9 protein-coding genes are annotated in these 14,215 nt (G+C 43.0%); all 9 read right to left on the bottom strand.

Annotated features, from left to right (window positions below):
- Positions 1–12: 12 nt before the first annotated feature.
- Positions 13–486, bottom strand: coding sequence for a methylated-DNA--[protein]-cysteine S-methyltransferase (locus H5180_RS15190; protein WP_145236211.1), 474 nt, complete (start codon positions 484–486; stop codon positions 13–15).
- The gene (locus H5180_RS15185) at positions 483–1,844 is read right to left on the bottom strand and encodes a DNA-3-methyladenine glycosylase 2 family protein (protein ID WP_182758508.1); all 1,362 of its coding nucleotides are present in this window, start codon (positions 1,842–1,844) and stop codon (positions 483–485) included. The genes H5180_RS15190 and H5180_RS15185 overlap by 4 nt, the downstream gene beginning before the upstream one ends.
- Before the next feature lie 78 nt (positions 1,845–1,922).
- Positions 1,923–2,549: a superoxide dismutase gene (locus H5180_RS15180; RefSeq protein ID WP_145236217.1), complete on the bottom strand. Its 627-nt coding sequence runs from the start codon at positions 2,547–2,549 to the stop codon at positions 1,923–1,925.
- A 31-nt stretch (positions 2,550–2,580) separates the two neighbouring features.
- A complete protein-coding gene (locus H5180_RS15175) occupies positions 2,581–3,087 on the bottom strand; it encodes a hypothetical protein (RefSeq protein WP_182758507.1) in 507 nt (168 codons plus the stop codon).
- 90 nt (positions 3,088–3,177) lie between these two features.
- The gene (locus H5180_RS15170) at positions 3,178–3,669 is read right to left on the bottom strand and encodes a GNAT family N-acetyltransferase (RefSeq protein WP_149980086.1); all 492 of its coding nucleotides are present in this window, start codon (positions 3,667–3,669) and stop codon (positions 3,178–3,180) included.
- Positions 3,670–3,696: 27 nt separating this feature from the next.
- Entirely contained in the window at positions 3,697–8,439 is a 4,743-nt protein-coding gene (locus H5180_RS15165) for a PAS domain-containing protein (protein ID WP_182758505.1), read from the bottom strand.
- Positions 8,440–8,551: 112 nt separating this feature from the next.
- Positions 8,552–11,692 carry an efflux RND transporter permease subunit gene (locus H5180_RS15160; protein ID WP_145236229.1) on the bottom strand — a complete coding sequence of 1,047 codons (3,141 nt, stop codon included), beginning with the start codon at positions 11,690–11,692 and terminating at the stop codon, positions 8,552–8,554.
- An 11-nt stretch (positions 11,693–11,703) separates the two neighbouring features.
- The gene (locus H5180_RS15155; protein WP_145236232.1) at positions 11,704–12,924 is read right to left on the bottom strand and encodes an efflux RND transporter periplasmic adaptor subunit; all 1,221 of its coding nucleotides are present in this window, start codon (positions 12,922–12,924) and stop codon (positions 11,704–11,706) included.
- The gene (locus H5180_RS15150; RefSeq protein WP_145236236.1) at positions 12,921–14,180 is read right to left on the bottom strand and encodes a TolC family protein; all 1,260 of its coding nucleotides are present in this window, start codon (positions 14,178–14,180) and stop codon (positions 12,921–12,923) included. The genes H5180_RS15155 and H5180_RS15150 overlap by 4 nt, the downstream gene beginning before the upstream one ends.
- Positions 14,181–14,215: the final 35 nt, after the last annotated feature.

Below are 14,215 nucleotides of genomic sequence, written 5' to 3'. Positions count from 1 at the left end.
CTTTTTTGAAGATTAAATCAGCCCTTCGTGCTCAAGTAACCACTGCTTGCGCTCTAGCCCACCCGCATAGCCGGTCAATTTACCGTTGGCACCAATAATACGGTGACACGGCACAATAATACTGATTGGGTTTTTACCATTAGCAGCCCCCACTGCGCGAACTGCCTTTGGATTATTGAGTGCATGAGCAATATCTGAATAACTCTGTGTTTGTCCAAATGGCACCGCGGTGAGCGCTTGCCATACCGCTTGTTGAAAAGCAGTACCATGGGTAGCTAGAGTGACATCAAAGGTTGTTCGCTTGCCTGTAAAGTAGTCATTAAGCTGCGCAGCACAATTTAAAATATGTGGCTGCTCAACCTCTGAAAATGGGGTTTCTGAGCACTCTATAACTGGATAAAAGCCCACATAACTCACCCCGTGTTGGTTACCTTGAATAATAATCTCATCAATTGGGCTGGGTATTCGGGTTTGAATAATAGTCATGTTAGCTGCTGCCATAGTTGAAAGGTTAAATAGGAGCGAAATGGCGCGCACATCTCATCATTAAATGGTTTTGCCCCCGCCTGTGCTTTCTTTACACCTAAATCTCCTGCTAATAAAATATCGGGCTGACTTTGGCCGCGTAATTTTGCATAGTTTACTGTCCAAGGTCCAATCCCTTTGAGTAGCAGCCATTGATCAAGCTGTTGACAATCAGGGTTATCGGCGCAGAATTGCGCTAAATTACGCAGCGCATTCTTTCTCGCTTGAGGCATTTTAAAAAATGCCAGCTCACTGTTTGCCACTACCTCAGGGGTTGGAAAATACACTCGCTCGCCATCTTGTTCGCCCAGTTCATCCACCAGCTGAGTCACTAAGTTATGCGCGGCAGTCACACTGACTTGTTGGCCAAGTACCGCACGAATACCAGCCTCAAATACCGACCAAATACCCGGTAACCGCAGCCCTTGGGTTAACACAATTGCCCCTTGAAGTTGAGTTGTTAGGTGTTGTTCGATTTGCGCAGTATCGGCATCTAAATCGAGCACCCTGCGAATTTCACTTAAAATAGGCTGTAAAAAGCGTGGCTGATCAATATCAATGCTGACTAAAAAATGATGTTTGTGCTCTACAAACTCAGCCGTAAACTGGCCTTGGCAATGCTGGTTTTTAAAGCTGCGACCATAATATGTCTCACCAAGCCACTCAAGAGGTGAAATTAACCGCTTAGCTAAAAATTGCTGTAACGCAGCCCAATTATAAGGGGGCCGAAAAGGTAATTTAAGCGTCAACATCGCACGTGATGTACTACGCTCACCACGCATTTTTGACGGGCAAATATGTAACTGCTGTAAAAAAGCATCATTAAAGCGACGAATACTATTAAAGCCCGCTGCAAAAGCAACTTGGGATACCGACAGGCTTGTTTCTTGTAATAATTTTTTAGCGAAATGGCATTGATTAAATAACCGATATTGAGTTACTGAGATACCAAAATGTTGCTGAAATAACTGCCTTAAATAGCGGCTACTCACGCCTAGTCGCTCAGCTAACCGTTCACAGCTTTGTTGTGTTGTTAAGTCACTGTCTATCAGATGTTTGGCTCGCAGCGCTGTGGTTTTTGTTCCTTGCCATGCGCTACTTCCAGGGGCGCTATCTGGGCGACAACGAATGCACGGGCGAAATCCAGCCTGGGCAGCATTATGGGCATATTGAAAGTATTCTACGTTTTGCTCTTTTGCAGTAGGGGCAGGACAAATTGGCCGACAATAAATACCGGTGCTTTTAACACCGATGAAAAAGAGTCCATCAAAACGATGGTCGCGGCTTTGTCTGGCAAGTTGCCAATGGCTAGTATCCATAAGGTGCTCTTAACTATACATCTGCTAATAGAGTACGTGAAAAAACACAGTTTACTAGCCATTTTCGGCACTCAACCTTTATTCGCTGATTGATTTACTGGTAGCAGCTAAATAACGACGCTCAACTTCAGCCCAATTAATAACATTATAAAATGCTGCGATATACTCCGGGCGGCGGTTTTGGTATTTCAGATAATAGGCGTGCTCCCACACATCTAAACCTAAAATCGGCGTGTTGCCGTGCATTAATGGACTGTCTTGATTTAAACTACTTTCCACCACAAGCTGGTTATCTTTATTAACACTTAGCCACGCCCAGCCACTGCCGAAGCGACTAACAGCTGCTGCTGTAAATGCCTCTTTAAAGTTATCAAAGCTGCCAAGCTGCTCTATGATCGCATCTAATAAACTCCCTTTTGGCTGACCCCCACCATTGGGGCTCATTACTGTCCAAAACAATGAATGGTTTGCATGTCCGCCACCATGCTCTTGCACTACTTTTTGCAGCTCAGTTGGCAACGTGTCAATCTTTACGAGTAACTCATGTACATCAGTATCGCTATACTGGGTATTTTCAAGTGCCGCATTGGCTTTATTGATATATGTTTGATGATGCAAAGTATGGTGGATCTCCATAGTTTTAGCATCTAAATGTGGCTCTAACGCATCGTACTCATATGGTAATGGGGGTAATGTAAACGCCATAATTGTTCCTTGTCGGATTAAGAATAAGTGATCAATGCACAGTGGCAGTTTGATCTGGGGTGTAACTTAACGTCTGATTGATTTGTTCTATTAATTGCGGGGAATGACTGTGCAATTTGGCAAACCGTACTAACTCTGTGTAGGTTTTGTGATGATGGTGCACAACCACTGTACGCACCGTATCGCATGAATGCTGGAGCAAATGACTTAAACTTATATGCACATCACACAAGCACTGACACGCTTGCTCTGCTTGATTCATCGCTCGATATGTATCCGCTAAATTATGAGCGGCAACAACGAATGCGGGGCAGCAATGTTCAATTGCGCTAATAACTGACTGGCATATTTTTGCTTGGCTAAATTGGCTTAATAAACGAGCTGCGAGGGTGTGTGCTGTCGTGTATTTATCGCGAGCTTCAATTAAAGCACCGCGTTCAAACGCTGTATTTCCAGCAATAATGTTGGCTTGCCAAGGACTTAATACTTGCTCAACCTGAGACAATTTATTACTGCTGTGAAACTGTGGGTGTGACATAAAAATCACCTGCACAAAATTAAATGATGTGATTAATTTACACAGCCAAACAACTTAATGCAAATGATTTTTATTTATATTTGCGTATTTTTATTTCTCGGCAAAATCAATTAATGCTTGTCCTGTAAGTCGATAAATGATCCACTCATTTTGTGGCTCTGCCCCCATACTATTGTAAAAATCGATCGCAGGTTGATTCCAGTCAAGTACCACCCATTCAAAACGGCCACAATCTTTTGCGATAGCTTGGCGTGCCAAATGTTGCATAATCAATTTACCCGCACCATTACCTCGGCTATCTGGGCTAACATATAAGTCTTCAAGGTACAGGCCATTCTTGCCAAGCCAAGTCGAGTAATTGTAAAAGTACACCGCAAAGCCAATTGGCGTATCGCCTTCAAAACAAATTAAACTATGCGCTGTTGCACCTTCACTAAACAGGGTTTTTAAAATCGCCTGTTCATCGGTTTTAACTGCATCGGGCTCTTTTTCATAAATTGCCAATTCGGTAATAAAATGCAAAATAGTAGCAGCATCCGAAGGCTGCGCATCTCTTAAGGTAATCGTTTTTTGGTCTGTCATAAGCTCTCTTATTTATTACTGCATTGTTTAATACTGATCTAGTTTATCTTTTAATATTTGTAGTTGAATCGGTTTAGCCAAGTAGTCATCCATTCCAGATGCTAAACACAACTGTTTGTCTTCATCCATTGCATTGGCTGTGAGTGCAATAATCGTGATCTGTTGATGTTTAGCACCCGCCTCACCGGCACGAATTGCGCGAGTAGCGTCAAATCCATCCATCACCGGCATTTGGCAGTCCATGAGCACTAAATTAAAGTGTTCTGCAGGTACTTTCGCTAAAATATCAAGAGCTTGCTGACCATTCTCCGCTAGCGTTACGGTAAAATTCAGTTTACTTAACATTAGTTTAGATACTTGCTGGTTAATCGGATTGTCTTCAACCAATAAAATATGGCTATTTGCTCTATGCTGATCACTACGCAGTGAGGATATATAACTTGATGTCACTAAAGGTAAGTCTGTCGAACACTGTTCATCAGCGATCACTGCTATTGTTGAAATCAAATCAGCAGTGGTAATCGGTTTTGGAAAGTACGCTTGAAATCCAGCATCATTAAACCGCTGCGCGCCTTCCATCCCCGCAATACTGGTCATCATTACTAATGGCATAGCTTTAAAATCATCATCAGCTTTTAATTTTCGACACAGCGCTAAGCCATCCATTTCTGGCATTTGCATGTCTAATAACGCTATATCATATAAACTCTGTTGAGCAGATATACGCTTTTCACACAGCTCAAGCGCCTGCCTTGCATTACATGCAAGCTCTACTTTAGCTCCCCAATGAGCAAGCTGTTGGCTTATCACAATCCGGTTGGTTTCGTTATCATCAACCACCAATATAGTGAGCTTGGTCAGATCTATGGTCGGTATACTGCGTTCGGTTTCGCTCCCCTCTTGTAGCATAATCGTCGCTGTGAATTCACAGCCTTGGCCAACTTCGCTGGTTAAAGTGACAGTTCCGCCCATCAGCTCACACAGCTGCATACAAATTGCTAAACCTAAGCCAGTACCGCCATATTCGCGCGTAGTCGACGCATCAACTTGTGAAAAAGGGCTGAATAAATCTTTTTGCTTGGTTAGATCAATTCCGATGCCAGAGTCTTTTACACTAATACTGAGCTGATATTGTTGTTCAATAGGAGTTACTGATGCGCGGATCACTACTTCACCTTGCGCAGTAAACTTAACAGCGTTACTCAGTAAATTGGTCAGCACTTGGCGAATACGCCCCGGATCGCCTTTAAATTGCACCGGTGTCACAGCCACTAAATCAATAATGATTTCGATATCTTTATCTTGCGCCGCAAGGGCTTGAGATTCCGCCACCTCTCCGAGTAAATTACAAACATTGAAGTTGATACTTTCTAGCTCGATTTTACCGGCTTCAACTTTCGAAAAATCTAAAATATCATTGATCACCGACAATAAAGAATGCGCGCTATTTTTTGCTATCGCGACTTTCGTTCGCACCGGCTTGGTCAACGCTTCAAGTTCGATCAGCTCAAGCATACCCAACACCCCATTCATTGGGGTACGGATTTCATGACTCATGGTTGCTAAAAATTGACTTTTTGCTGTTGCAGCAGCATTGGCTTTGACTAATGCAATTTTCAGCTCTTGGGCGGTTTGCTTCCGCCTTTGCGACATTAACACGCTGCCCACTAATGTCGCTAAAGAGCGTAAATAGGTTTCTTCATTTTGGCTCCAACAGCGATAGCTACCGACACTTTCCGCACATAGCACTCCTAATATACCCTCACCGGTAGATATAACGGCATCGAGCATCGAATTAATATTTAATGGTGTTGTGTAAGTGTCAATCAATTCGGCGGTTGCAGGATGGCTATTAACATCATTAATTGCCACTAAACCTTGTGCAAATATTGCTTTGAAATAAGCGGGAAATTCACTCGCTTTAAGCACTAAAGGCTGCTCAACAAAACCTTGATCATCGATAAATAAACTCACGCACGTCATTTCATCGCTAGCTTCATCAAACACCCACACTGCTGAGCGTTGCACATCAAGTACTTCACACATTGACTGCGTCACTAAATTTTTTACTACATCGAAATTACCTGCCAATAACTCAGGTGAGACGGTTAAACTCGCTAGGTTTTTATTATATTGGTTGGCTTTTTTACTATCTAATTCGAGATGTTTATAAGTATCAATATTTTGAAATGAACCATACACACGCACGCAACGTTCATTTTTAAATTCAACTTGGCCTATCGACTTAACCCACCTTTCATTGCCTAACGCTGTGACAAGGATTAACTCAATTTCCCAGCTGTTACCATTAAGAACAGCACCTTCAAACAGTTCGCTAATTTTATCACGATGTTCACCTTGCTTATAAAAATCAAGAGCTTGCCCTATTACTGGCTGGTAGTCATCAGCGACTTCATGAATTGCTTTGACTTCATCGGACCAATACATAGTCTGTGCTTCTAAATCCACTTCCCAGGCACCAATTTGGCCTTGTTTACTCATTGCTTCAAGTAAACTTTGTTGGCGATAAAGTGTTGATTGAGTATGATAACGTTCGGTTATATCATGAATAAAACCATCTAAATACAATACTTTGCCAGCCTGATCATACACTGCTTGACCTTTTTCATGTACCCAATGAATACTGCCGTCAGAAGCGACCAAACGGTATTCTAATGACCATGGCTGACGAGCATCAACATCGACTCTCACTTTCTCTGCCACGCTTGAGACATCATCCGGGTGAATTAATTCAATGAAGCTCAGCTTATGATTATCAACTAAATCACTTGGTTCATAGCCGGTAATAACTTTTGTTTGTTCACTCAGATAGAGCATGCTCCATTGGGCATCGTATTTACATCGATACACAATGCCTGGAATATTGCCAACCAGAGACACAAATCGGTCGCGACTCAATTGCAATTGTGCTTCTGTTTCTTTTCGCTCTGTAATATCAAGATGAGTACCTATCATTCGTTTTGCAGAGCCATCACTATTGCGCTCAACGATACGTCCTGTGGTCAGTACCCACACCCAATGTCCGAGACGATGCAACATACGAACTTCGCAGACATAATAATCGCTCTCACCCGCAAAATGCTGTTCTAAAAGCTGCCCTGAAGTAACAAGATCATCTGGATGAGTATATTTGTTCCATGTATTAAAATCAGTTGGTTGTAGTTCTTCTAATTTATAGCCGATAATACTCGCCCAGCGGTTATTAAAATATGCTTTGCCGGTATCTACATACCAGTCCCAGATCCCTACTGCAGTGCTGTCCAGCACTAATTGCAATTGTGTTTTATGCTGTTCGAGTTCAAATTCTTGTAATTTCAATGCGGTAATGTCTGTGCGTATAGCAATATAACTTTGCGGTTGCCCATGCTCATCTAAAAAAGGCGCTACGGTGGTATCGACCCAATAAAAGTCACCATTTTTTGCTCGATTACAGATTTGGTCATGCCATACATTGCCTGCGATTAAGGTTTTATACATGCCTTTAAAAAAATCTTTAGGGTGAGTCCCGGAGTTTAAAATACGGTGATTTTTTCCTAACAATTCACTTTCGCAGTAACCGCTGATCTCACAAAATTTCTTATTAACAAAGGTGATCGTGCCCTTGATATCGGTCACTGCAACAATTGCATGTTCATCAAGTGCGCTTTTTTGTTCCGCTAGTTGCTTAAGTGCTAATTGCAGTGCTTCACTTTGCATTTGCAACCTTGATTGCTGCTGTAATTTACTACTAACCAGATGATCGAGGTCAATCGACAACTGCTGCAGTTCACTGCTATCCGCTAAAATAGGTATGCGGCTTCGCGAACCATTGCTAATCTCAGTCGATGCCCTAGCAAGCGAAATAAGTGGCCGTGATAGCCGCCGAGCGAACCACCACGACAGCACCAGAATGACTAATAAAGCAATAATATTAACTAACATCGCCGCTTTTTTATAAGTAGTGGCGCCTTTGAGCATAACCACCGCAGGCTTTTCCACCAGTAGTTGCCAATCAGTTGCACTAGCAAAGTTTAATTGTGTAAGTATCGCGTAGTGCTTGGTGTTATCACTTTTATGATAAGTAAAGACATGATCAAACTTTGCTAAATGCTTACTTAACATCTCAGAAAGTGAGGTGTGCGTTGCATCTTGTACAACGCCACTTTTGATAATATGAAAGGTCAACTCTTCATTATTTTCATGAACATGAGCTAAGTTTTCGAGCAACCCTTGAAAATTAACCTCAACCAAAATAATAGAGTTTAATATCTGTTGGGTATTGGTTACTGACAACACCACAAAGTGTCGTTGCGGCTTTGCTTGCGTTGAGATAAATACACTCGCTGCGCCTCGCTCTAAATCGGTAAGCATAGCGTTTAGCTGTTCGCTATCTAACTCAGAGAATGCAGCATTATTAACTAAATTAGTACGATTAAGAGGGTCAATAATAATATCAATGTCATTTACAAAGTCATAGCGCGCAACAAATTCGTTGATTAGTGATTGTTTATCCAACTGCTTATGGCTGAGTTGATCATTTAACAGGTACAAATCTTTAATATGATCTGCAAACCAAATATCAGCAAATTGCTTACCTATACTACTCAATTCAACTAGTTGCACCTCAGCACTTTGCTCCAGAGAATCAATAACATGTTGTAAACTAAACCACGACAGTAAACACAATGGCGCTAGCGCAATGACAATAAAAGTAACAATCAGTTTCGTCCGTATAGATTGGCTTTTATTTTTTAACAGGCTATTCAGCATTGTATTTCCATAATCAACTTTTTATTGTTTTAGACACTTACTTACATATATTAATGCACTAAATAACACAAGACGCAAGTTTATGCGCCTTGTGTAAGGTACTGCAGTAGAGCTAGTTTTTATTCCCATTGACACGATAAAACTGCTGACTAAATTGAGCGTAGAGTACCGGCAATACAAATAAAGTAAGAAAGGTTGCGGTAAATAATCCGCCAACAATAACCGTTGCTAATGGTTTTTGAATTTCAGCGCCGATGCCTGTTGATATCAACATGGGTATCAAACCAAGCGCTGAGGTTAACGCCGTCATTAGTACCGGTCGCAGCCGAGATAGTGCGCCATTAAATGCCGCGCTTTGTAGACTATCTCCCGCTTTAACGCGATTATTAATACTCTCAACCATCACCACGCCGTTAAGCACTGCCACCCCAAACAAGGTAATAAAACCCACAGAGCTTGGCACTGATAAATATTGCCCTGATACGTAAAGTGCAACCACACCACCAATAACTGCTAACGGCACATTGACTAAAATCAGCAATGCTTGGCCTATTGAGCCAAATGCAAAATACAAAAGTAATGCAATCAAAGCCAGCGAAATAGGCACCACGATAGATAAACGTTGCTGCGCCCGTTGTTGGTTTTCAAATTGACCGCCGATATTCACACCATAACCTGCGGGTAAATCAACTTGCTCAGCTATGGCAAGGCGAATATCCGCGACGACTGAGCCCATATCGCGCCCTTGTACATTGGCTTGGATCACTACTCGGCGCTGAACGTCATCACGGCGCACTTGTGGCGGACCAGATTCAATATTAACCGTTGCGACATCTCCAACCCTAACCACGGCACCTGTCGGTGAGGATAAACGTAGGTCTGCAATGGCTTCTGGGCTGTCACGAAACTCTGCACCAATGCGCACATAAATATCATACCGCTCATTGGCATTAATAATTTGCCCTGCCGCAGTGCCGCCAATGCCATCTTGCACTATCGACATTAAATCACCCACAGATAAACCATAGCGAGAAAGTGCTAACCGGTTCGGTTTGATCACTAATTGTGCTTCACCAGCAATTTGTTCCATTGCCACATCTTTAGCGCCAGCAACACTTTTTACAGCTTGCTCAATTTGCTGCCCTTTAGCGACTAACACATCTAAATCAGCACCAAACAGCTTAATCGCTAGTTGCGCTTTCACCCCTGATAGTAGCTCATCCACCCGCGTGGCTATCGGCTGTGAAAAGTTAAACAATAAACCAGGAAACTGCGCTAATTTTTGTTCCATTAACACTTGCAGTTGTGCACGATTAGCAGCTGATTGCCATTCACTCACCGGCTTTAAACCTAAGTAAATTTCAATATTATTAACTGGCTCTGGATCCCCCCCGACTTCTGGGCGACCAATTCGGCCAAGTGCATACTCAACTTCAGGAAAGGCCAATAATATCGCTTCCAACTTAGGAGCGACCATTAATGCTGTATCCAAGCTTGCCGAAGGTGCCAGTGTTACCCGTAAGTTAATAGTGCCTTCTTCAAGCTCTGGCACAAACTCAGTGCCTAGTTGCGGCAATAAGATACCAGCAATCACCACTAATATTCCCGCCAGCGAGATCACCGTTTTACGTGCGTCCATTGCCCAGCGTAAACATATTTGATAAGTTTTATCTAACGGCTCAAGTAATACACTGCGCCTAACTTTGACACCTTTAGAAAATAAATACACTGCCATTGCTGGCACGATTACTAGCGCAACAATCACAGCAGAAATAATAGCTAACATGATACTTATAGCCATTGGCTGGAATAATTTAGCTTCTACACCTTCAAAACTAAACAGCGGCATAAACACGACTAAAATAATTAGTGCAGCAAAAAATACCGGCCTGGCAACTTCTTTAGCCGCCATAGTAATCAATTTAGCCGGTGAGTGATCAGCATGAGTATTGTTAGTTAAGTGACGAAAAATATTTTCCACCATCACCACCGAGCCATCCACCAGCATACCAATTGCCACAGCAATACCACCGAGTGACATCAAATTAGCCGAGAGCCCTAACCACGACATGACACATAAAGCCATACTAATGGAGATTGGTATAGACAATAAAACCAATAATGTGGCGCGTAAATTCATTAAAAACAACGCCAGCACAACCACAATAAATACAAACGCTAATAGCAAGGCATCTACCACAGTATCAACCGCTTTGGTGATCAAATCAGCTTGGTCATATAACGGTTCAAACGTTACCCCCTCTGGTAGTGCTTGATTGATCATCGCAATCCGCGCGCTAATACCATCAATGGTTTGCTTGGTATTTGCACCAATGCGTTTTAATACCACCCCTGTTACCACTTCACCTAATGATTGCACATTACCTTGACCATCTTTTTTACTCATCGTAGCGGCACCTTGGCGAATTTCACTACCAAGCGTCACCTCTGCCACATCGGCAATGGTGATCACTGTGCCATTGATGGTTTTCAATGGTGTTTGTGCTATTTCTTGCAGCCCTAGTGTGCCGGCATTAAACCAACCTGTTCCACGAATAACTAACTGCTCTTGGCCGCGGTTCATATACCAGCCACCTACATTGGTGTTGTTTTCTTCCAGTGCAGTTACAACTTGTTGTTGCTCGAGCTGATAAGCCAATAACTTATTTGGGTTAAGATTTACTTGGTATTGACGCACATCACCACCGAACGACAGTACTTCGGTAACCCCATCAACGGGTAAGATGAGTAACTTCACAATCCAATCGTTTAAGCTGCGCAGCGCCATACTATCCAAGCCAGACTCAGGTGATGCCGCTAATAAGTATTGGTAAACCTGCCCGAGCCCTGACGTATTCGGGCCCATTTCTGGCAAGCCAATCCCGTCCGGGATCAGTTCTTTCGCTGCTTGCAAACGCTCAAATACCAGTTGGCGGGCAAAATAGATATCCACCCCTTCTTTAAACACCACGGTAACACCAGAAAGCCCCGTTTTAGAAATCGAACGAACTTGCTCTACATCAGGTAATGCATACATGACCGCTTCAATTGGGTAAGTGATCAGCTGCTCAACTTCAACGGCAGCCAAACCTGGTGCTTCGGTATTAACAGCCACTTGCACATTGGTAACATCTGGAAAAGCGTCAAGGTTGAGTTTTGGGATCACCACAACACTGGTGACAATGAATACACAAAGAGTCAGCAAAACCAGTAGTCGATTAGCAATCGCACTATCTATTATTTTATTAAACATAGTGTTAGCTCCTAATGGTTGTGCGGATCAAAACCGCCTTTAGCTTGTTCTGATGCGACAAAAAATGCTCCTTGAGTAACGACTTTAGTGCCCTCAGCCAATCCTTTAATTTCACGAAGCTGACCAAACCGCCGGCCACGTTCAATTTCAGTTGCTATAAGTTCACCGTCTTCATCTTGCACATATACCGCCCAATCACCATCTGGGTTCCTAAGTAGAGCTTGCTCTGGTACTGCCAACACTTGTTGCTCAGTTGAAAATTCAAAATACACGTCACTAAACATCCCCGGGTGTAATTGATGCTGGCTGTTTTGTACACTTAAACGCACAATCCGTGAACGAGTGATCTGATCTATAGTGTGTGCTTCTTGGATCACCTTGGCTGGGTATGTGAATTGATTCACTTTCACTTGCGCTATTGTGCCTGTATCAATATTAATGGTTTGATTTGCCGACAATTGCGCTTCAACCCATAGTAGACTTTCATCAGCAATCAGCATAAGTTCAATTCCTGCATCGACCCGCTGCCCTTGTGCAAAATTATCACTGAGCACAGCCCCTGACGTACCAGCAAATAATGTGTACTCCCCCAGTTTATCGGCTGGGCTTACCGCACTTTGCGCAATTGCTTTAGCCGATAAACCAAACGCCACAAGTTGACTGTGAGCCACTTCATATTCTGCCTTGGCTGTGAGTAAGCGTTTTTCGCTCACCGTACCTTTGCCCATTTTTTGCACCCGCAGCCACTGTGCTTTAGCTAATCGATAAGTGGTTTGTGCACTGGCGACCTCAGCACTAAATAAAGTCACTAACGGTGCGCCTACTTGAATATGTTGTCCTAAGGTTGCGTGACGTTTCACCACAATTGAATCTACTCGTGGCGACAACACATAACTGCTATAACCATTAGCTTTGATTTCACCAGGGGCATACAACTGCGCTTGATAAGTGTGCTTTTCTAATGGGCTGATCTGCACATTTGCTAAACGCATTTGTGTCGGGGTTAAACGTACCCCGCCGGCTTGATCATGTGCAACATTCTCACTCGGTTGTACTGCTGTGGTAGCACTATGATCAAGGGCTGCATCTGGTGTATGAGCGTGCGGTGCTTCTTCACTGTGTTGATGACCTGTTTTTGTATCATCAAACTTTTGTTGTGCAACAGTGGTTGCCTGCCCTAAATTGCTAAAAATAAATAGCAGAGCAGAAAGAATAATTTTTAAGCGCGTCATAGTGCAGCTCCATCAGTTAGGGGATCCGTAAAGGTAGAAATATAATGGCTAAGTTGACCACTTTGCGTTAACCAATTCACACTCGCCAGTTGGCTCTGCTGAACAATTTCAATGCCAGCAAGTAATCCTGAAATACGCTGTTGGCGCATGGTTAAGTACTCAGCGGTACTGATATCACCGCTTTGCCATTGTTGCTCTATCAACGCAAGGCTGCTATCTGCATTTGCTTGGTTAATCGACTGCCAACGCTTAACGCGCTGAGCGTACGCTTGCATCACCTCTTTACTGGCTTGTGCTTGAAACGTCATAGTGCGCTTTAAAGCTTGATATTCGGCTTCTTTTGACATCACCGTAAATTCAGCGGCTTGGTATTCATCGCTAAAATTATTCACTATATTCAGCGGCATAGAAAAACTCACAGAGACAAGGTTATCATCACCATTTTTACCTGCTACAAGCCCAATGGTTGGTTTGACGGCTCGTTCTGCTTTGATCACCTTTACTTGCTGACGCTGTTGTTGCCATTGTGATTTCACCAGCAAAAGTTGTGGATGTTGGACCACATTTTCAGTATCTGTAGTGAGTTTAATACCACTGAGTAACTGTTCAGGTGTCAGCTGCCCATCTTCGTGCCACGTTGGTAACAGTGCCTGCACAGCTAATTTAGCATCTGCATAAGCACTGGCTTGTTGGGCGGTTTGATTCAAAAGTTCTGATAGTGAGTACAATGCTAATTGTTCATCCAGCAACCCGACTTCTCCGGCCACTCGACGGCGCTTAACCACGGTAACTAAACGCTCTAATTGCTGCTCTTGCTGTTGCGCTAACTGAAAAGCTGCTTTACTACTGCGCCAATTGATAAGCGCAATCAGGGTTTGTTCAACTAATTGTAAATACGTTAATTGCAAACGCTGCTGCTGTGCAACCAGTGTCAGTAGCGCCGCACTGTGTTGTGCCTGTTGTTGATCATTAATATCAAATGTTTGGCTCAGCCCAATACTAAAATTATTAGCATCGCCTTCTTTTTCAATACTCGACTCAAGGTTTGGATTATATAGAGATTGCCCTGCGGCTCGCACAGATGCAGTGGCACTTTGCAGCTGCTGAAAATCAGCCTGTAAATTTGGGTGTTGTTTTAATTGCAACAACAACCAGGTTAAATCGGCGGTATTGTGCGTTGGCGCAGCCAATGCGGGTGGTGCAGCTAATACAGTCGCACACAGACAAGCAAACCCAAATGGTTTGTATAAATTCATAACATATACTCTTACTAAATAAATCGGTGACCATA

Source organism: Pseudoalteromonas sp. SR41-4, from assembly GCF_014163985.1.
Taxonomy (GTDB): Bacteria; Pseudomonadota; Gammaproteobacteria; order Enterobacterales; family Alteromonadaceae; genus Pseudoalteromonas; species Pseudoalteromonas rhizosphaerae.
This window is presented reverse-complemented; position numbering and strand designations above follow the sequence as displayed.